General features: G+C 62.7%; 28 protein-coding genes. 26 read left to right on the top strand and 2 right to left on the bottom strand.

The window, feature by feature from the left end; translation table 11 throughout:
* Positions 1-8: 8 nt before the first annotated feature.
* Positions 9-1,511: a glycerol-3-phosphate dehydrogenase gene (gene glpD / locus NW75_RS09580; protein WP_033964947.1), complete on the bottom strand. Its 1,503-nt coding sequence runs from the start codon at positions 1,509-1,511 to the stop codon at positions 9-11.
* Between the two features lie 118 nt (positions 1,512-1,629).
* Here glpD and NW75_RS09575 point away from each other — a divergent pair, with 118 nt between their 5' ends.
* A complete protein-coding gene (locus NW75_RS09575; RefSeq protein ID WP_033964946.1) occupies positions 1,630-2,478 on the top strand; it encodes a hypothetical protein in 849 nt (282 codons plus the stop codon).
* 43 nt (positions 2,479-2,521) lie between these two features.
* On the opposite strand, the gene NW75_RS09570 is transcribed toward NW75_RS09575, so the two are convergent.
* Positions 2,522-3,796 (bottom strand): erythromycin esterase family protein, encoded by a 1,275-nt coding sequence (locus tag NW75_RS09570; protein WP_197057782.1) that lies wholly within the window; start codon positions 3,794-3,796, stop codon positions 2,522-2,524.
* A gap of 292 nt (positions 3,797-4,088) precedes the next feature.
* Here NW75_RS09570 and rpsL point away from each other — a divergent pair, with 292 nt between their 5' ends.
* The 25 genes from rpsL (at position 4,089) to rplO (ending at position 18,582) form a co-directional block, all read left to right on the top strand.
* The gene (gene rpsL, locus NW75_RS09565; protein ID WP_010185487.1) at positions 4,089-4,460 is read left to right on the top strand and encodes a 30S ribosomal protein S12; all 372 of its coding nucleotides are present in this window, start codon (positions 4,089-4,091) and stop codon (positions 4,458-4,460) included.
* 58 nt (positions 4,461-4,518) lie between these two features.
* Positions 4,519-4,989, top strand: a complete 471-nt coding sequence (gene rpsG, locus NW75_RS09560) for a 30S ribosomal protein S7 (RefSeq protein WP_010403744.1) — start codon at positions 4,519-4,521, stop codon at positions 4,987-4,989.
* A gap of 178 nt (positions 4,990-5,167) precedes the next feature.
* Positions 5,168-7,243: an elongation factor G gene (gene fusA, locus NW75_RS09555; protein ID WP_033964941.1), complete on the top strand. Its 2,076-nt coding sequence runs from the start codon at positions 5,168-5,170 to the stop codon at positions 7,241-7,243.
* A gap of 106 nt (positions 7,244-7,349) precedes the next feature.
* Positions 7,350-8,540 carry an elongation factor Tu gene (gene tuf, locus NW75_RS09550; RefSeq protein ID WP_033964937.1) on the top strand — a complete coding sequence of 397 codons (1,191 nt, stop codon included), beginning with the start codon at positions 7,350-7,352 and terminating at the stop codon, positions 8,538-8,540.
* A 150-nt stretch (positions 8,541-8,690) separates the two neighbouring features.
* On the top strand, positions 8,691-8,999 hold the full coding sequence (rpsJ, locus tag NW75_RS09545; RefSeq protein ID WP_007406109.1) for a 30S ribosomal protein S10: 309 nt from the start codon (positions 8,691-8,693) through the stop codon (positions 8,997-8,999).
* 214 nt (positions 9,000-9,213) lie between these two features.
* Entirely contained in the window at positions 9,214-9,969 is a 756-nt protein-coding gene (gene rplC, locus NW75_RS09540) for a 50S ribosomal protein L3 (RefSeq protein WP_010403739.1), read from the top strand.
* Positions 9,970-9,971: 2 nt separating this feature from the next.
* Complete coding sequence (gene rplD, locus NW75_RS09535; protein WP_033964934.1) at positions 9,972-10,598, top strand: 50S ribosomal protein L4; 627 nt, start codon at positions 9,972-9,974, stop codon at positions 10,596-10,598.
* Positions 10,591-10,902 carry a 50S ribosomal protein L23 gene (locus NW75_RS09530; protein WP_010403734.1) on the top strand — a complete coding sequence of 104 codons (312 nt, stop codon included), beginning with the start codon at positions 10,591-10,593 and terminating at the stop codon, positions 10,900-10,902. Before rplD ends, NW75_RS09530 begins: the two co-directional genes overlap by 8 nt.
* 4 nt (positions 10,903-10,906) lie before the next feature.
* On the top strand, positions 10,907-11,758 hold the full coding sequence (rplB, locus tag NW75_RS09525; protein ID WP_010403733.1) for a 50S ribosomal protein L2: 852 nt from the start codon (positions 10,907-10,909) through the stop codon (positions 11,756-11,758).
* 3 nt (positions 11,759-11,761) lie between these two features.
* A complete protein-coding gene (rpsS, locus tag NW75_RS09520; RefSeq protein WP_010164582.1) occupies positions 11,762-12,037 on the top strand; it encodes a 30S ribosomal protein S19 in 276 nt (91 codons plus the stop codon).
* Positions 12,037-12,414, top strand: coding sequence for a 50S ribosomal protein L22 (gene rplV, locus NW75_RS09515; protein ID WP_010403732.1), 378 nt, complete (start codon positions 12,037-12,039; stop codon positions 12,412-12,414). The genes rpsS and rplV overlap by 1 nt, the downstream gene beginning before the upstream one ends.
* Positions 12,414-13,115 carry a 30S ribosomal protein S3 gene (rpsC, locus tag NW75_RS09510; protein ID WP_010403730.1) on the top strand — a complete coding sequence of 234 codons (702 nt, stop codon included), beginning with the start codon at positions 12,414-12,416 and terminating at the stop codon, positions 13,113-13,115. The genes rplV and rpsC overlap by 1 nt, the downstream gene beginning before the upstream one ends.
* A 10-nt stretch (positions 13,116-13,125) precedes the next feature.
* Entirely contained in the window at positions 13,126-13,560 is a 435-nt protein-coding gene (rplP, locus tag NW75_RS09505) for a 50S ribosomal protein L16 (protein ID WP_010164579.1), read from the top strand.
* Between the two features lies 1 nt (position 13,561).
* A complete protein-coding gene (rpmC, locus tag NW75_RS09500; protein WP_010403727.1) occupies positions 13,562-13,780 on the top strand; it encodes a 50S ribosomal protein L29 in 219 nt (72 codons plus the stop codon).
* A 10-nt stretch (positions 13,781-13,790) separates the two neighbouring features.
* Positions 13,791-14,063, top strand: a complete 273-nt coding sequence (gene rpsQ, locus NW75_RS09495) for a 30S ribosomal protein S17 (RefSeq protein WP_010403725.1) — start codon at positions 13,791-13,793, stop codon at positions 14,061-14,063.
* An 82-nt stretch (positions 14,064-14,145) separates the two neighbouring features.
* Complete coding sequence (rplN, locus tag NW75_RS09490) at positions 14,146-14,514, top strand: 50S ribosomal protein L14 (protein ID WP_010164574.1); 369 nt, start codon at positions 14,146-14,148, stop codon at positions 14,512-14,514.
* Positions 14,514-14,831: a 50S ribosomal protein L24 gene (rplX, locus tag NW75_RS09485; protein ID WP_033964933.1), complete on the top strand. Its 318-nt coding sequence runs from the start codon at positions 14,514-14,516 to the stop codon at positions 14,829-14,831. The genes rplN and rplX overlap by 1 nt, the downstream gene beginning before the upstream one ends.
* Positions 14,824-15,411, top strand: a complete 588-nt coding sequence (gene rplE, locus NW75_RS09480) for a 50S ribosomal protein L5 (protein WP_033964932.1) — start codon at positions 14,824-14,826, stop codon at positions 15,409-15,411. The genes rplX and rplE overlap by 8 nt, the downstream gene beginning before the upstream one ends.
* A 1-nt stretch (position 15,412) precedes the next feature.
* Positions 15,413-15,718, top strand: coding sequence for a 30S ribosomal protein S14 (rpsN, locus tag NW75_RS09475; protein WP_033964931.1), 306 nt, complete (start codon positions 15,413-15,415; stop codon positions 15,716-15,718).
* A gap of 10 nt (positions 15,719-15,728) precedes the next feature.
* Positions 15,729-16,124, top strand: a complete 396-nt coding sequence (gene rpsH / locus NW75_RS09470) for a 30S ribosomal protein S8 (RefSeq protein ID WP_033964930.1) — start codon at positions 15,729-15,731, stop codon at positions 16,122-16,124.
* On the top strand, positions 16,124-16,657 hold the full coding sequence (gene rplF, locus NW75_RS09465) for a 50S ribosomal protein L6 (RefSeq protein ID WP_010403714.1): 534 nt from the start codon (positions 16,124-16,126) through the stop codon (positions 16,655-16,657). Before rpsH ends, rplF begins: the two co-directional genes overlap by 1 nt.
* On the top strand, positions 16,657-17,016 hold the full coding sequence (rplR, locus tag NW75_RS09460; protein ID WP_033964929.1) for a 50S ribosomal protein L18: 360 nt from the start codon (positions 16,657-16,659) through the stop codon (positions 17,014-17,016). The genes rplF and rplR overlap by 1 nt, the downstream gene beginning before the upstream one ends.
* Before the next feature lie 2 nt (positions 17,017-17,018).
* A complete protein-coding gene (rpsE, locus tag NW75_RS09455) occupies positions 17,019-17,738 on the top strand; it encodes a 30S ribosomal protein S5 (protein ID WP_010403712.1) in 720 nt (239 codons plus the stop codon).
* Positions 17,739-17,744: 6 nt separating this feature from the next.
* Positions 17,745-17,921: a 50S ribosomal protein L30 gene (gene rpmD, locus NW75_RS09450; RefSeq protein ID WP_010403711.1), complete on the top strand. Its 177-nt coding sequence runs from the start codon at positions 17,745-17,747 to the stop codon at positions 17,919-17,921.
* Positions 17,922-18,039: 118 nt separating this feature from the next.
* Positions 18,040-18,582, top strand: a complete 543-nt coding sequence (gene rplO / locus NW75_RS09445; protein ID WP_033964928.1) for a 50S ribosomal protein L15 — start codon at positions 18,040-18,042, stop codon at positions 18,580-18,582.
* Positions 18,583-18,781 lie beyond the last annotated feature (199 nt).

The raw sequence follows: 18,781 nt of genomic DNA, 5'->3' as shown, positions 1-18,781 counted from the left end.
TGGTGTGACTAGGCTGCGGTAACTCGCCCGTGATCGACATCGTTCCCGCCTGCGGTCGGGAAAGTTTCCGTCCACCAGCGCTCGACCTGCGTGCGCTCGGCCGCGCTCAGATGCAGCCCCAATTTGGTGCGGCGGAGCAGGACGTCGTCGGTGCTGCGCGCCCATTCGCGATCGTGCAGCCAGCGCGCCTCGAGCTCGGTCAAGCCCCCGCCGAGATCTGCTCCGAGCGCGGCTTCATTGTCGATGCCGTCGAGCATTTCTGCGAGGCGCGAGCCGTAAGCATGCGCCATGCGCTCCGACTGCGCATCGCCCAGAAAAGGCCACCGCGCGCGGACCTGGGCCAGGAACTGCGCAAAGTCCGGAATCGCGCCGCCGGGAAACACCCGCGCCCGCGTAACCGGATGCGCGGTGAAGCCCATCGGGCCCGACAGCTTGCCCAACGCCTCTTCGGCGAGATGCCGCGCCGTCGTGATCTTGCCGCCGAAGATGGAGAGCAAGGTCGGGCCGTTGGTGTCGAGCTCCAGCACGTAATCGCGCGTCACCGCCTTGGCTTCGCTCGCACCATCGTCATAAAGCGGGCGCACGCCCGACCAGGTCGAGGTGACGTCGGCGGGGCTGATCTGCCGGACGAAATGGCGGTTCACTGCCTCGCAGAGATAAGCGATTTCGCCCGCGTCGATCTGCGCGTCTTCGGGGGCATCGACCGGAATGTCGGTGGTGCCGATCTCGGTAAAGGCCCCCTGATAGGGGATGGCGAAGACGATGCGGCCATCGGGCTGCTGCAGGATATAGGCGTGGTCGCCCTCGAACAGGCGCGGCACGACGATGTGGCTGCCCTTGACCAGCCGCACGCCCGAGGCGGCGTTGACGCCGAGGCGCCCGAGCAACTGATGCACCCACGGCCCGGCGGCATTGACCAGCGCGCGGGCGGTGACGGTGCGTCCATCGGACAGCGTCGCACGCCAGACATCGCCCTCGCGCCGCGCCGACTCGAGCGCGGTGCCGACCGCAATTTCGGCCCCGTTGGCGGCGGCATCGACCGCGTTGAGCACGGTCAGGCGCGAATCGTCGACGAAGGCGTCCGAATAGACGAAGCCCTTGCCCGCACCCTTGAGCGGCGCGGTGAAGGCGGTGTCGCTCCGCCGCAGCCCGCGCGAGCGCGCCAGCGTCATCTTGCCGCCCAGAAAATCATAGAGATAGAGGCCGAGCCGTACCATCCACCACGGCCGCAGCGCATTTTCGTGCGGCAGGACGAAGCGCAGCGGATGGATGATGTGCGGCGCGGCCTTCACCAGCCGCTCGCGCTCGCGCAGCGCCTCGGCGACGAGCTTGAACTCATAATATTCGAGATAGCGCAGCCCGCCATGGATCAGCTTGGTCGAGGCCGAGGAGGTGTGCGCGGCGAGATCGTCGCGCTCGACCAGGAGGACCTTGAGGCCAAGCAAGCTGGCCTCGCGCGCGATCGCACAGCCGTTGATACCGCCGCCGACGATGAGGAGATCGTATGTCACCGCTGTCCTGTATCGCACTCGCGCGGCGGATGCGACTGCGGTTTGCGGGAGCCGCGATGCTGACACAATTGCAGGTCTAATTCTGTGGTAACGTTCCAGCTCTTCGAAGGGGCCGACGATGCGAGTAGTGTCTCTTTCGCTTATTTGGCTCGCCGCACTAAGCCCGGTTGCGGCGAGCGCCACGATCGACTCAAGCGCAGCAGCGACCGCACCGGCATCGCACGATATGTGCACGACGCCTGCGGGATGGGCAAAGCCGTTTACCCATGTCTACCACCTGCGAAATCGAGCCAAGCTCGTCTTTGTCGGGGTGGAGCATACCGACGATATCACAGACGAGACGCACCGGCAGATCAAGGCGGCGGTCGAGCACTACAGGCCAGGGTTCGTCTTGGTCGAGGGCGTGTCTTCGGCCAAAAGCGGGTTCGACTGGTATCTGAAGGATATCGCCAACCTTGCACGGCATCGAACGGACGGCGGTGCTGCATCGGAGAATCTGTACGCCGTAAAGCTGGCGCTGGACAGCGGTGCACACTTCTCCGGCTGGGATTTCAGCCCGGATCAGGATTATAAGGTCCTCGTCGAAGATAAGGTCGCCATCGCCGATGCGCTCGGCGCGCATTTGTTACGGTCGAAGGTAAACCCTTTTGATGCCCGGAACGCCGCGGGAACGGTAGAGCGGCAAATGCGCTATGCGGCTACCGTCGCGCCGGTTGCCGGGTTCGATTATGCAGCGTGGTACCGCCAAGCATATGGCGACCAATACGATCCGGCGAACGGCACACCTTGCGGGAAGGGCATTGGCAGTCGGGTCGTAGCGGATCTCAGCTATCGCCGAAACCTCAACCTCACGAGCCTGATCGAGGCGCACGCGCAGCCCGGCCTAACCCTTCTTGTCGAAGCTGGAGCAAACCACTGGCTCGCGCTGAAGGATTGGCTTGCGACCCGATCATTGGCTTCGAGCTGAGTGGTCTCGGTAGCGGGCTCGCATTTGGTCGTTTGAACGGAAGCTAGCGCTCGGAAAATCTATAGATCTTGAACCAGTCCGACCTGCCCACCCTAGGCGCGGGGTAGACGCGGCTACTGTGCGGTGGATGCTCCTCGGCAAAGACAACGAGTCCGTCGTAAATGTCTGCCCAGCGTGCTGATTGATAGGTGTGATAGTCAGGCGCGGCGGGCGCGATGCCTCGGGCGCGCAAGGTTGCGCTGTTGAGATAGGCGGTCCGATTATCGCCTGGCGATGCCAGTTCCAGCGCGTCTGGCGGCGGTGCCGGGACTGGTCGGTTTTCCTTGCGGCTCCAGCGATACGATCCGCCCCGCGCTGAAAAAGCGAGCGCGAAGGCGCGGCTCGCATACGCTTGATGGAGGAGCGTTCCGAAGGTGAGGGCACCGTTTAGATCGGGGCGGATCGCCGGGCTCTTTGCGGCATGGAAGCTGTGCGTCCAAACGATGATACGGGTGCGTTTGGGCAGGTTGGCGGAAAAGCGAGCGAACGCGTAATACATCGCTCGATCCCGATCCTTCGCATAGTCCTCGGATGAAAGGCGATCGCGCGCGAGTTGACGATCGATGCCGTCGAGCATTTCGATCCGCTCGGCGGTTTCTCCCTCGGCAAGGTTCTGCTTGGAGAGCGCGCTGCGCATATCCATGGCACATGCATCGATCCGGTTCTTAAAGTCTGGAGAATTTGGATGGTCATCATCAAAAGCGAGGTACGTGCGTCGATGGAAAGCCTCGACACAGGCCGTCCTGCGATCCACCGGTAACCCTTGGGTCAGCAGCGCCGCCATCGTCTCGTTCGCGAACGGCTGCTCAAAACCGCCCAATTGGTCGTCCATCCCGCCAAGCGTGATCCGGCCAGCCATCGCCTCGGTGTACAGGAAATGCGTCAGCGGCTTGATCTCAGCCTCGAACTTCCAGAGTCCGCCGATCGCGTTGCCGACCATCGCTTCAGTCGCCCGGCCATCGCGCCTCGCGCGGTTGAAACCCAGGAACTCGTAGAGACTGCCCTCGAACACGACGGCGCGAAATCCGCATTGTTTCACCAGCCGCTCGACAAGCGCCACCTTGAAGGCTTCGGTATGCCCATCTGCGTGCGTGGCCTCCCCCAGAACCCCGACGTCGCGATGACACAAATCTCGCATCACCGCATGCATTGCCGGTCGGTCGGTGCGCTCTACCGGCGCAAGTGCGGACGCAAACGCAGCGGGTATGACAGAGGGGACGAGCACGAGCAGCGTCACGAACGCCAGCATTGCCAAATGCGTCCGGCGCAGCCACCGCATCGCCATTCTCCCAAAGATGCGGAGAGGCTAGGGTCAGAGCGGGCGATTGTCGACAGGGCGCGCTGGTGCGCCGCTCACCGCGAGCGACTCAGTTGACCCCGCCCCCAAGGCGCTGTATGCGCACCTCCGCTTGACCGGGGCTTGCTCCGGGACAGTGCTTGAACATTGCTGGATGCATTCCAGGGCCCAGGGGGTGGTTTCACGCCCAATGGCCCTTTTTGTATTCCCCATTTTGTTCGGGGGGGCGTGATGGCTCCAGCAAAGTAACCAACAGTCAAGGTGAAGAGATTCAATGCCGACGATCAACCAGTTGGTCCGCAAGGGCCGCGATCCGCAGAAGGCCAAGTCCAAGGTCCCTGCCATGGAGCAGAACCCGCAGAAGCGTGGCGTTTGCACCCGCGTCTATACGACGACCCCTAAGAAGCCGAACTCCGCACTGCGCAAGGTGGCCAAGGTCCGCCTGACCAACAGCCGCGAAGTCATCAGCTACATCCCCGGTGAGGGCCACAACCTGCAGGAGCACTCGGTCGTGCTGATCCGCGGCGGTCGCGTTCGCGATCTTCCCGGTGTGCGCTACCACGTTCTGCGCGGCGTGCTCGATACACAGGGTGTGAAGGATCGTCGCCAGTCGCGTTCCAAGTACGGCGCCAAGCGTCCGAAGTAAGCCGGTCGGCTCACATAGCCGATCCTCGTATGGCTGAAGTTTAGAAGGAAGAATTGAAATGGCACGTCGTCGTCGCCCAGAAAAGCGTATCATCCTCCCCGATCCTAAGTACGGTGATGAGGTCCTCTCGAAGTTCATGAATTCGGTGATGCTTGACGGCAAGAAGTCCGTCGCGGAACTGATCGTGTACGGCGCGATGGAAACCGTCGAAGCCCGTGCGAAGAAGGATCCCGTCGCGGTTTTCCATGACGCGCTCACCAACGTGAAGCCCGGCATCGAAGTCCGCAGCCGCCGCGTCGGCGGTGCGACCTATCAGGTCCCGGTCGAAGTGCGCCCCGAGCGCGCCCAGGCCCTGGCGATCCGCTGGCTGATCGCCGCTGCGCGTGCGCGCAGCGAAAACACCATGTCGGCACGCCTGTCGGGCGAGCTGATGGATGCCGCGAACAACCGTGGCAATGCCGTGAAGAAGCGCGAAGACACGCACCGGATGGCGGAAGCCAACCGCGCCTTCTCGCATTATCGCTGGTAAAGACTATATGAGGGCGAAGGGATATACCTTCGCCCTCATTACCGTTCGCCCTGAGCTTGTCGAAGGGCTGCACTTCCTCGGAAGATAGGGCAGGGCCTTCGAAGGCTTGGCCCGAACGGTGTTGAGAGTGCACCTTTCAGAATTTTGACTGCCGCACAGGCACCAGGAGTGACGTATCATGGCCCGCAGCCATCCGTTGAACATGTACCGCAATATCGGCATCATGGCGCATATCGACGCCGGTAAGACGACGACGACCGAGCGTATCCTGTATTACACCGGCAAGTCCTACAAGATCGGCGAAGTGCATGAAGGCACCGCGACGATGGATTGGATGGAGCAGGAGCAGGAGCGCGGGATCACGATCACGTCGGCTGCTACGACGTGCTTCTGGAACGACCATCGCATCAACATCATCGACACCCCCGGCCACGTCGACTTCACGATTGAAGTCGAGCGTTCGCTGCGCGTGCTCGATGGCGCGGTTGCGTGCTTCGACGGCGTTGCCGGTGTTGAGCCGCAGTCGGAGACGGTGTGGCGCCAGGCGGACAAGTACAAGGTTCCGCGGATGTGCTTTGTCAACAAGCTCGACCGTACCGGTGCCTCGTTCGACCGTTGCGTGGAGATGATCAAGGATCGTCTCGGCGCGCGTCCGGCGGTGCTGTATCTCCCGATCGGCCTTGAGAGCGATTTCAAGGGTCTGGTCGACCTGGTCGAGAACCGCGCGATCATCTGGCTCGAAGAGTCGCTGGGCGCGAAGTTCGAATATCAGGACATTCCCGCCGACATGGCTGACGCTGCCGCGACCGCGCGCAGCGAGCTGATCGAAATGGCCGTCGAGCAAGACGACGACCTGATGGAAGCGTATCTCGAAGGCACCGAGCCGACGACCGAGCAGCTTAAGGCGCTGATCCGCAAGGGCACGCTCAGCTTCTCGTTCGTGCCCGTGCTGTGCGGCTCGGCGTTCAAGAACAAGGGCGTGCAGCCCTTGCTCGACGCCGTGGTCGATTACCTGCCGAGCCCGCTCGACGTTCCTGCCATCCAGGGCCTCAAGCTCGACGGCGAGACCCCCGATTCGCGTCCGGCCGACGACAATGCGCCGTTCTCGGCGCTGGCGTTCAAGATCATGAACGATCCGTTCGTGGGTACGCTGACCTTCGCCCGCATCTATTCGGGCAAGTTGGAGACCGCGTCGCAGGTCACCAACTCGGTCAAGGACAAGAAGGAAAAGGTTGGCCGCATGCTGCTGATGCATGCGAACGACCGTGAGGACATTCAGGTGGCCTATGCCGGCGACATCGTCGCTCTGGCGGGGCTGAAGGACACGACCACCGGGGACACGCTCTGCGCCTCCAACGCGCCGATCATCCTCGAGCGGATGGAATTCCCCGAGCCCGTGATCGAGCTGTCGGTGGAGCCGAAGACCAAGGCCGACCAGGAAAAGATGGGCATCGCGCTCAATCGCCTGTCGCGCGAGGATCCTTCGTTCCGCGTGTCGTCGGATGCCGAGAGCGGCCAGACCATCATCAAGGGCATGGGCGAGCTCCATCTCGAAATCCTGGTCGACCGCATGAAGCGTGAGTTCAAGGTCGAGGCGAATGTCGGTGCGCCGCAGGTGGCGTATCGCGAGTATCTCGCAAAGCCGGTCGAGCTGACCTACACCCACAAGAAGCAGTCGGGTGGTTCGGGCCAGTTCGCAGAAGTCCGCGTCAAGCTGACGCCGGGCGAGCGTGGTTCGGGTTTCGTGTTCATCGATTCGGTGAAGGGCGGCAACGTCCCGAAGGAATATATTCCTTCGGTCGAAAAGGGCATGCGCGAGACCGCCGAGACCGGATCGCTGATCGGCTTCCCGATCATCGATTTCTCGGTGGAGCTGACCGACGGCAAGTATCACGACGTCGACTCGAGCGCGCTGGCGTTCGAAATCTGCGCCCGTGGTTGCATGCGTGAAGCCGCGCAGAAGGCCGGTATCAAGCTGCTCGAGCCGATCATGAAGGTCGAGGTCGTGACCCCGGAAGATTATCTGGGTGACGTTATCGGCGACATGAACAGCCGTCGTGGCCAGATCCAGGGCACCGACAGCCGCGGCAATGCGCAGACGGTCGAGGCGATGGTGCCGCTGGCCAACATGTTCGGCTACGTCAACCAGCTGCGGTCGTTCACGCAGGGGCGCGCGCAGTACAGCATGCAGTTCTCGCATTATGACGAAGTCCCCGCCAACGTTGCCGACGAAGTTAAGGCGAAGCTGGCGTAAGGCACCCCGCCCGGTGCTAGGGCTGGCGTAACCTGAAAACTCCCGCTATGGGGCCCCCTTCGCGTGGCGCTGTGGCGAACCGAAAACGATCAATAAGGTAGGAAAAATGGCAAAAGCAAAGTTTGAGCGGACCAAGCCGCACCTCAACATCGGCACGATCGGCCACGTCGATCACGGCAAGACCTCGCTCACGGCTGCGATCACCAAGGTGCTCGCGGAAACCGGCGGTGCGACGTTCACCAGCTATGCCAACATCGACAAGGCTCCCGAAGAGCGCGAGCGCGGCATCACCATCTCGACCGCACACGTCGAGTATGAGACGACCGAGCGTCACTATGCGCACGTCGATTGCCCGGGCCACGCCGACTATGTGAAGAACATGATCACCGGTGCGGCGCAGATGGACGGCGCGATCCTCGTCGTTTCGGCGACCGACGGCCCGATGCCGCAGACCCGCGAGCACATCCTGCTCGCTCGCCAGGTCGGCGTGCCGACGATGGTCGTGTTCATGAACAAGGTCGATCTGGTCGACGATCCCGAGATCCTCGAGCTCGTCGAGCTGGAAATCCGCGAATTGCTCTCGTCGTATGATTTCGACGGCGACAACATCCCGGTCATCCAGGGTTCGGCCGTGTGCGCGCTCGAAGACAAGCAGCCCGAGATCGGCCATGACGCCGTCCTCAAGCTGATGCAGGCTGTCGACACGTACCTGCCGCAGCCCGAGCGTCCGCTCGACAAGCCGTTCATGATGCCGATCGAAGACGTGTTCTCGATCTCGGGTCGTGGTACGGTCGTCACCGGCCGCGTCGAGACCGGCGTCGTCAAGGTTGGCGAAGAAGTCGAGATCGTCGGCATCAACGACACCCGCAAGACCACCGTCACGGGCGTCGAAATGTTCCGCAAGCTGCTCGACCAGGGCCAGGCAGGCGACAACATCGGCGCGCTGATCCGCGGCGTTGGCCGTGAAGAAGTTGAGCGTGGCCAGGTGCTCTGCAAGCCCGGCTCGATCAAGCCGCACACCGACTTCCAGTCGGAAGTGTACGTGCTGTCGAAGGACGAAGGTGGCCGTCACACGCCGTTCTTCGCCAACTATCGTCCGCAGTTCTACTTCCGCACCACGGACGTCACCGGCACCGTCGAGCTGCCTGAGGGCACCGAAATGGTTATGCCTGGCGACAACATCGCGCTTGGCGTCAAGCTGATCGCACCGATCGCTATGGACGTTGGCCAGCGCTTCACGATCCGCGAAGGCGGCCGTACCGTTGGTTCGGGCATCGTCTCGGGCATCTCGGCCTAAGCGTTACAAGAAAAGTACAGCCCGCACCTCCAAAGGGAGGTGCGGGCTGTTGCTATTTTATGGAGGCCGCTGTAGTGGCCCGCCTCCAGTTTTGGTTTTGAACAGCAAGAGCCCCGCTACGGGGCCCGCTCTTTCGCATCGGTAGGGACTATGGACAGCAATATCCGCATCCGCCTCAAGGCGTTCGATCATCGCGTGCTCGATCAGGCGACCGGCGACATCGCCGACACCGCGCGCCGCACCGGCGCTCTCATCCGTGGTCCCATTCCGTTGCCGACGCGCATCGAGAAGTTCACCGTGAACCGCGGTCCGCACATCGACAAGAAGTCGCGCGAGCAGTTCGAAGTCCGCACCTACAAGCGCATGCTCGACATCGTGCAGCCGACCCCGCAGACGGTCGACGCGCTTATGAAGCTCGACCTCGCCGCAGGCGTTGACGTCGAGATCAAGCTGGCCTAAAGGCCGCTCTTCCGAGAGATTCGGCCCCGGATTCGGGGCCAAATAGACGGGATACCGCCGGGCTTGCCCGGGTCTGCGTCCCCCGACACGCTCCACCGCCAACGCGGGGAGCACCAGCCCGGGTCGGGGCCGCAGTATAAAATAAAGTTTGGGCTGAGTACGCACCCTTCGGAATGGTCCGAGGGGTGCCTCTGCATTGAATGGAGCATTGATCATGCGCACTGGCGTGATCGCGAAAAAGATGGGGATGACCCGCTGGTTCCAGGACGATGGGCGCCATGTGCCCGTGACCGTTCTGGCGCTGGAAAATCTGCAAGTTGTGGCCGTTCGCGAGGCCGATCGTGATGGGTATGTCGCAGTCCAGTTGGGCGCGGGTACCGCAAAAGCAAAGAACGTTGCCAAGCCGCAGCGTGGCCATTTCGGCAAGGCCGAAGTTGAGCCCAAGGCGAAGCTCGCCGAATTCCGCGTGAGCGAAGATGCGCTGCTCGAAGTCGGCGCGACCATCTCGGCCGACCATTATGTCGCTGGCCAGATCGTCGATATCCAGGGCGTGACCCAGGGTAAGGGCTTCCAGGGCGGTATGAAGCGTTGGGGCTTCGGCGGTCTGCGCGCAACGCACGGCGTTTCGGTCTCGCACCGCTCGCTGGGTTCGACCGGTCAGCGCCAGGATCCGGGCAAGGTCTTCAAGAACAAGAAGATGGCCGGGCACATGGGCGACAAGAACCGCACCCAGCAAAATCTCGAAATCGTTTCGACCGACGTCGAGCGTGGCCTCATCTTCGTCAAGGGCTCGGTCCCTGGCTCGAAGGGTGGCTGGTTGCTCGTCAAGGATTCGGTGAAGGTCGCGCGTCACGCTGATGCGCCGTATCCCGCCGGCCTGAAGCAGGTCGCCAACAACAACGACACCGCTCCCGCCGAGACGCCTGCTGACGTCGCGACCGTGGACGCGACCGACGGCCAGGAGGGCTGAACATGAAGGTCAAGGTTCAATCCTTCGCCGACACCGCAGGCGCGGACATCGAGCTCAACGACGAGGTCTTCGGCCTCGATCCGCGCGCCGACATCCTGCACCGCGTTGTCACCTGGCAGCTCGAAAAGCGTCGCGCGACCGCAAGCGGCACGCGTGAGCGCGCTGACGTTGCTCGCACCGGCAAGAAGTTCGGTCGCCAGAAGGGCGGCGGTACGGCTCGTCACGGCGATCGCCGCGCTCCGATCTTCGTCGGCGGTGGTAAGGCGCACGGTCAGCGGACCCGCGACTTCAACCCCGGCCTGAACAAGAAGGTTCGCGCGCTCGGTCTGAAGATGGCGCTGTCGAGCCACGCTCAGGCGGGCACGCTGGTTGTCATGGACAGCCTGACGGTCGCAGAGAGCAAGACCAAGACGCTGATCGCGGATTGGGCAAAGCTCGGCACGGGCAAGACCGCGCTCGTCATTGACGGCGCAGCGGTCGAGACCAGCTTCGCGCTGGCAGCGGGCAACCTGCACACGATCAACGTGATGCCGGCGGCTGGTGCCAACGTCTATGACATCCTTAAGCACGACACGCTGGTCCTGACCCGCGCTGCCGTCGAAATGCTGGAGGCGCGCTTCAATGGCTAAGCAGAAAGCCGCGATCGACGCGCGTCATTATGACGTGATCGTCGCACCGCACATCACCGAAAAGGCCACTTTGCTCAGCGAGCATAACGCGGTCGTCTTCAAGGTCACTAACGACGCGACCAAGCCGCAGATCAAGGCTGCAGTCGAGGCGCTGTTCGACGTGACCGTCCTGGGCGTGAACACGATCGTCCAGAAGGGCAAGACCAAGAAGTGGAAGGGCGCGCCCTACACCCGCTCCGACATCAAGAAGGCGATCGTGACGTTGAAGGACGGCCAGTCCATCGACGTGACGACGGGGATCTGATCCGATGGCATTGAAGCATTATAATCCGACCAGCCCGGCACGACGCGGACTCATCCTCGTCGACCGTTCCGGCCTGCACAAAGGCGGCCCCGTCAAGGCGCTGACCGAAGGCAAGCGCAAGACCGGTGGGCGCAACAACAAGGGCCATGTGACCTCGCGCGGCATCGCCGGCGGCCACAAGCAGCGCTACCGCATCATCGACTTCAAGCGCCGTAACTGGGGCGTCGATGGCGTGGTCGAGCGGATCGAATATGATCCCAACCGCACCGCCTTCATCGCGCTGATCAACTATGGTCAGACCGCCGATGGCAAGGAAAACGTCGCGTACATCATTGCGCCGCAGCGCCTCGCCGTTGGCGACAAGGTGATCGCGGACAAGAAGACCGACGTGAAGCCGGGCAACGCGATGGAACTGGGCCAGATGCCGGTTGGCACGATCGTCCACAACGTCGAGATGAAGCCGGGCAAGGGCGGTCAGCTCGCACGGTCGGCCGGCACCTATGTGCAGGTCGTCGGTCGCGACAAGGGCATGGTCATGGTCCGCCTCAACTCGGGCGAGCAGCGTTACATCCACGCCAATTGCATGGCGACGGTTGGCGCGGTTTCGAACCCCGACAATGGCAACACCAACCTCGCCAAGGCGGGTCGCAATCGCTGGTTGGGCATCCGCCCGCTGACGCGCGGCGTCGCCAAGAATCCGGTCGACCATCCGCACGGCGGTGGTGAAGGCCGGACTTCGGGCGGCCGTCATCCGGTTACCCCGTGGGGCAAGCCGACCAAGGGTGCGCGCACCCGTCATAACAAGGCGACGGACAAGATGATTATCCGCAGCCGTCACGCCAAGAAGAAGGGCTAAACGATGGCTCGTTCCGTCTGGAAGGGTCCGTTCGTGGACCTTCACCTGCTGAAGAAGGCAGAAACCGCGCAGGAAACCAACGCGCGTGGTGCGATCAAGACCTGGTCGCGCCGCTCGACGATCCTGCCGCAGTTCGTTGGCCTGACCTTCAGCGTCTATAACGGCCGCAAGTTCGTGCCGGTTTCTGTCAACGAGGACATGGTGGGCATGAAGCTCGGCGAGTTCGCGCCGACGCGCTATTTCCCCGGCCATGCCGCGGACAAGAAGGGCAAGCGCTAATGGCTAAGGCAAAAGCTCCCCGCCGCGTGGCGGATAACGAGGCGCTGTCGGTCGGCACGCAGATCCGTGGTTCCGCGCAGAAGCTCGGCCTCGTCGCGGCATTGATCCGTGGCAAGAAGGTCGGCGATGCGATGAACATCCTGCAGTTCTCGACCAAGGGCATGGCGGTTGACGCGCGCAAGGTGCTGGCGTCGGCCATCGCCAACGCCGAGAACAACCACAATCTCGACGTCGACTCGCTCGTCGTCGCAGAGGCTTCGGTTGGCAAGTCGATCGTGATGAAGCGCTTCGCGACCCGCGGTCGTGGCAAGTCGACGCGCATCCTCAAGCCGTTCAGCCGTCTGCGCATCGTCGTGCGCGAGCAGGAAGAAGCATAATGGGTCAGAAATCGAACCCGATCGGTCTGCGCCTGCAGATCAACCGCACCTGGGATAGCCGCTGGTATGCCGAGGGCGCCGATTACGGCCGTCTTCTGCTCGAAGATCTCAAGATGCGTGCGTACATCCTGAAGACGCTGCCACAGGCTGCGATCTCCAAAGTGGTCATCGACCGTCCGGCCAAGCTGTGCCGCGTTTCGATCTTCGCTGCCCGTCCCGGTGTCATCATCGGCAAGAAGGGTGCGGACATCGAAAAGCTGCGCCGTACGCTCGGCAAGATGACGACGTCCGACGTCAGCCTGAACATCGTCGAAATCCGCAAGCCGGAAGTCGACAGCAAGCTGGTTGCGCAGGGCATCGCCGATCAGCTCGAGCGTCGTATCGCCTTCCGCCGTGCCATGAAGCGTGCGGTGCAGTCGGCGATGCGTCTCGGTGCCGAGGGCATCCGGATCAACTGCGGCGGCCGTCTTGGCGGCGCCGAGATCGCACGGTCGGAATGGTATCGCGAAGGTCGCGTGCCGCTCCACACGCTGCGCGCGAACGTTGATTACGCTGAAGCGACTGCACACACCGCCTATGGCGTGTGCGGCGTGAAGGTCTGGATCTTCAAGGGCGAAATCCTGGGTCATGACCCGATGGCGACCGACCGGCTGATGATGGAAGCACAGACTTCCGGCGTCCGGCCTGATCCGCGCCGCTAAGGAATAGATCATGCTGCAACCGAAAAAGACCAAGTTCCGCAAGGCCTTCAAGGGCCGCATCCATGGCGACGCCAAGGGTGGCACCACGCTCAACTTCGGGTCGTACGGCCTGAAGGCGATGGAGCCGGATCGTCTCACCGCACGCCAGATCGAGGCGGCTCGCCGCGCGATCACGCGTCACATCAAGCGCCAGGGCCGTTTGTGGATCCGCGTTTTCCCGGACGTTCCCGTCTCGGGCAAGCCCGCTGAAGTCCGCATGGGTAAGGGCAAGGGTTCGCCGGAATATTGGGCAGCCCGCGTCAAGCCCGGCCGTATCCTGTTCGAACTGGACGGCGTTCCGGGCGACATCGCGGCAATGGCGTTCAGCCGTGCAGCGATGAAGCTGCCGATCAAGGTGAAGGTCGTTGCCCGTCTCGGCGACACCTCGCATCTGGGAGTTGCATAACATGGCGAAGATCGACACGCGTCGCTCCGACCTCAAGGCGAAGACCGAGGACCAGCTGGGCGAAGAGCTCGGCAACCTGAAGCGCGAGGCGTTCAACCTCCGTTTCCAGGCCGCGACCAACCAGCTCGAAAAGCCGAGCCGGGTCAAGGAAGTCCGTCGCGACATCGCTCGCATCAAGACCCTGCAGTCCGCGCGTTCGCGCGACACTGCGGCAAAGTAAGGATTTAGACATGCCAAAGCGCGTGCTGACGGGGCTGATCGTCTCCGACAAGGGCGACAAGACGGTGGTCGTGAACGTGGAGCGTAAGGTCAAGCACGCGCTCTATGGCAAGATCATCCGCCGTACGAAGAAGTATCATGCCCATGACGAGGGCAATGAGTTCAAGCAGGGCGAGACCGTGCGGATCGAAGAGACCGCGCCGATTTCCAAGCTGAAGACCTGGAAGGTGATCGATCGGGTCAACACCCACGCGACGCCTGACCGGGTCGACGTCGACGCATAAGAGCGGGGCCGCGTTAGCGCGGCTCCATTGATCGAGGCGGGGTCCGGTCGGTATCGGCCCCAGATGAGAAGGAAGCGGATCTATGATCCAGATGCAATCCAATCTCGAGGTCGCTGACAACAGCGGCGCGAAGCGGGTTATGTGCATCAAGGTGCTTGGCGGGTCCAAGCGTCGTGTTGCAGGCGTTGGCGACATCATTGTCGTCAGCGTGAAGGAGGCTGCGCCCCGCGGCCGCGTGAAGAAGGGCGACGTGCACCGTGCCGTCATCGTGCGTACGGCGAAGGACATTCGCCGGGCCGATGGCACCGTGATCCGCTTCGATTCGAACGCAGCCGTGCTGGTCAACAAGAACGAGGAGCCGATCGGTACCCGTATCTTTGGCCCAGTGGTTCGCGAACTGCGCGGCAAGAAGCACATGAAGATCATCAGTCTCGCGCCGGAGGTGCTGTAATGGCGACCGCAAAGATCAAGAAGGGCGACCGCGTCATCGTTCTGTCCGGCAAGGACAAGGGCAAGACCGGTGAAGTCACGCTGGCACTTCCGAAGGACGGCAAGGTCGTCGTTTCGGGCGTCAACGTTGCCGTTCGCCACGTAAAGCCGAGCCAGGGTGACCCGCAGGGTGGCCTGAAGCGCGCCGAAGCGCCGCTGCACGTCTCCAAGGTCGCTCACGTGACCGCCGACGGCAAGCCTACGCGCGTTCGTTTCGAGACCCAGGACGGCAAGAAAGTCCGTGTTGCGGTCAAGACCGGAGACAAGATCGATGGCTGATGCAGCTACCAAGCCCCGGATGAAGGGCATCTATGACGACAAGATCGTCAAGGCGATGACCGAAAAGTTCGGCTACAAGAACGCCATGGAAGTTCCGCGCATCGACAAGATCGTGCTGAACATGGGCGTTGGCGAAGCCACGCAGGACAAGAAGAAGGTCGACCAGGCCTTTGGCGAAATGGAATTGATCGCAGGGCAGAAGCCCGTCGTGACCAAGGCCAAGAAGTCGATCGCACAGTTCAAGCTGCGCGAAGGCATGCCGATCGGCGTGAAGGTTACCCTTCGCCGTGAGCGCATGTACGAATTCCTGGACCGTTTCATCACGATCGCACTTCCCCGCGTTCGCGATTTCCGCGGGCTCAACCCCAAGTCGTTCGACGGACGCGGCAACTATGCCTGCGGCCTGAAGGAACAGCTGGTGTTCCCGGAAATCAGCTATGACCGGATCGACAAGATCCGCGGCCTGGACGTGATCGTGGCGACCACGGCGAAGACCGACGAGGAAGCGCGCGAGCTGCTCCGTCTGTTCGGTTTCCCGTTCCCGATCGAAGACGCTGACACCGAAAAGAAGGCGGCATAAGATGGCGAAGGTAAGTTCTGTCAACAAGAACGAGCGTCGCAAGATGCTGGTCAAGAAGTACGCCCCGAAGTACGCGGCGCTGAAGGCGATTGCCGCCGACACGACGCTCAGCGACGGCGAGCGGATCGAAGCCCGTCTCAAGATGGCTGAGATCCCCCGCAACGGGAACCCGACGCGCATCCGCAACCGCTGCGAGCTGACCGGTCGTCCGCGCGCATATTATCGCAAGTTCCGCCTCTGCCGTATTCAGCTGCGCGATCTGGCCAACAAGGGCCTGATCCCGGGCGTTACGAAGTCGAGCTGGTAAGGATCAACAGATGGCATTGACCGATCCCCTGGGTGATATGCTCACCCGCATCCGCAACGGCCAGCGCGCGCGCAAGGACTCCGTCCTGACGCCGGGCTCCAAGCTGCGGGCCCGCGTGCTCGACGTGCTCCAGCGCGAGGGCTACATTCGTGGCTACACCGAAGAGCAGATGGGCCCTGCGGCCGGCATCCGCATCGAGCTGAAGTATTTCGAGGGCCAGCCCGCGATCAAGCACGTCGCTCGCGTGTCCAAGCCTGGCCGTCGCGTCTATTCGGCTTCGACCGAACTGCCGCGGGTCATGAATGGCCTTGGCATCACGATCGTCTCCACGCCTCGCGGCGTTCTGTCCGACGCCGAAGCGCGCGAACAGAATGTCGGCGGCGAAGTCCTCGCGGAGGTGTTCTGATGAGCCGCATCGGTAAAAAGCCGGTCACGATCCCGAGCGGCGTGACCGCGACGATCGAAGGCCAGCAGCTCAGCGTGAAGGGCCCCAAGGGCACCCTCGCCATGCCGCTGCGCGAAGAGATCAGCTATGTGCTTGAAGATGGCGGCATCGCCGTCAACCCGGCCAATGAGACCAAGCGCGCTCGCGCATTTTGGGGCATGCAGCGCACGCTGGTGCAGAACCTCATCACCGGCGTGTCGGACGGCTTCACCAAGAAGCTGCTGATCAACGGCGTGGGCTACCGCGCTGCGGTTCAGGGCAAGACGCTGAACCTCAAGCTCGGCTACAGCCACGACGTCAACATCGACGTGCCGGAAGGGATCGAAGTCAAGACCCCGGACAACACGACGGTCGAGATTTCGGGTTCCGACAAGCAGAAGGTCGGCCAGCTGGCCGCTGAAATCCGTCGCTGGCGCAAGCCCGAGCCGTATAAGGGCAAGGGCATCAAGTACGACGGCGAGTTCATCTTCCGCAAGGAAGGGAAGAAGAAGTAATGTCGACCAAGGGTATGTCTCTCTTCGAGAAGCGGCGCCGCCGCAACCGCACCGCGCTCCGCGCGCGTGGATCGGGCCGTCCGCGGCTGTCGATCCATCGCTCGGGCCGCCACATCTATGCGCAGATTATCGACGACGCGCAGGGCGTGACGATCGCAGCTGCTTCGACGCTGGAAAAGGACGTGCGCGACACGTCCGGCGCCAACATCGACGCAGCAGTGGCCGTCGGCACCCGCATCGCCGAGGCCAGCAAGGCGGCGGGCGTGACGCAGGTCGTGTTCGATCGCGGTGGCTTCCTGTTCCACGGTCGCGTCAAGGCGTTGGCGACTGCCGCGCGTGAAGCCGGATTGGAGTTCTAATTATGGCTGACGACAACATTCCAACCGAAGCTACGGCAGCTCCCGAAGGCGCAGCCGCTCCCGACGCCCGCGGTCCCCGCGGCGGTCGTGGTCGCGGTGGCCCCGGCGGCGGTGGCCAGAATCGTGGCGGCCGTGACAACCGTGGCGGTCGCGACAATCGCGGTCGTGGCGGCCCCGGTGCCGATGATGGCGGCGAAGAGCTGATCGAGAAGCTGGTTCACATCAACCGCGTCTCGAAGACGGTCAAGGGCGGTAAGCGCTTCGGCTTCGCAGCTTTGGTCGTCGTGGGCGACGGCAAGGGCCGTGTCGGCTTCGGTCATGGCAAGGCACGCGAAGTGCCCGAAGCCATTTCCAAGGCGACGGCTGCTGCCAAGAAGGCAATGGTCCGCGTTCCGCTGAAGGAAGGCCGCACGCTGCATCATGACGGTAACGGTCACTTCGGTGCCGGTCTCGTCACGCTGCGCTCGGCACCGCAGGGAACGGGCATCATCGCCGGTGGCCCGATGCGCGCCGTGTTCGAATCGCTCGGCGTTGCCGACGTGGTGACCAAGTCGGTCGGTACGTCCAACCCGTACAACATGATCCGTGCGACCTTCGAGGCGCTGACCAGCCAGGTGAGCCCGAAGTCGGTTGCGCAGCGTCGTGGCAAGAAGATCGCCGATCTGCTCGGCCGTGGCGGTGCGGAAGCGCCCCAGGCTGAAGCCGAAGCGATCGTGGAGTAAAGACCCATGGCAACCATCAAGATCACGCAGACCGGTTCGCCGATCCGCCGCGAGAAGGACCAGCGCGCAACGCTGATCGGTCTCGGCCTCAACAAGATGCACCGCACGCGCGAGCTGCAGGACACGCCCGAAGTTCGTGGCATGATCCGCAAGGTCGCGCACATGGTGAAGATCGAGGCGTAAACTTCTTCTCCCTCTCCCCACAGGGGAGAGGGAGAAGAAGTAGACAAATCCGGGGCAGGGGGCTAACGGCCCCCTTCCTCATTTATCCAGCGCGTCAAAAGCGAAAGCGAGTGCACACATGAAACTTAATGATATCCGTGACAACGCCGGTGCGCGTAAGTCGAAAATGCGTGTCGGCCGTGGTATCGGTTCCGGCAAGGGCAAGACCGCAGGCCGCGGCCAGAAGGGCCAGAAGAGCCGCGAGGGCGTTTCCATCGCCGGTTTCGAAGGCGGCCAGATGCCGCTGCACATGCGGTTGCCGAAGCGTGGCTTCAACAACATCTTCGCCAAGGATTATGCTGAGGTGAACCTCGGCGCGATCCAGGTCGCGGTTGACGCGGGCAAGATCGAAGCCGGTGCGAGCCTCGACCATGACGCGCTGAAGGCCGCTGGCCTGGCACGCGGTGGCAAGGACGGCGTCCGTCTGCTCGGCAAGGGCGAACTGACCACCAAGCTGTCGTTCACGGTTGCCGGCGCGTCCAAGGGCGCGATCGAAGCGGTCGAGAAGGCCGGTGGTTCGGTCGACGTGATCCACGTCGTTCCTGCCGCTGAAAAGGCTGCCGCCAAGAAGGGCGTCAAGTATCGCGAGCGCAAGGCGCACAAGGAATCGTTTAAGGCGTAAGCCGGACGATCTGATACTCTTTGTCCCGAACAGCGACCCCGCTGTTCGGGACAAATCGTTTAAGGGATCTCGGCTTCTAGACGCGCTCTGTCGCTCCCTCCGTTCGTTTCGAGCGAAGTCGAGAAACAGGTATCAGGCGCTGCGCGGGGTTTCTCGACTAGGCTCGAAACGAACGGATAGGGGTAGGTTAGCGCGATCT

Origin of the sequence: Sphingomonas sp. Ant H11, from assembly GCF_000797515.1 — a bacterium.
Taxonomy (GTDB): domain Bacteria; phylum Pseudomonadota; class Alphaproteobacteria; order Sphingomonadales; family Sphingomonadaceae; genus Sphingomonas.
This window is presented reverse-complemented; position numbering and strand designations above follow the sequence as displayed.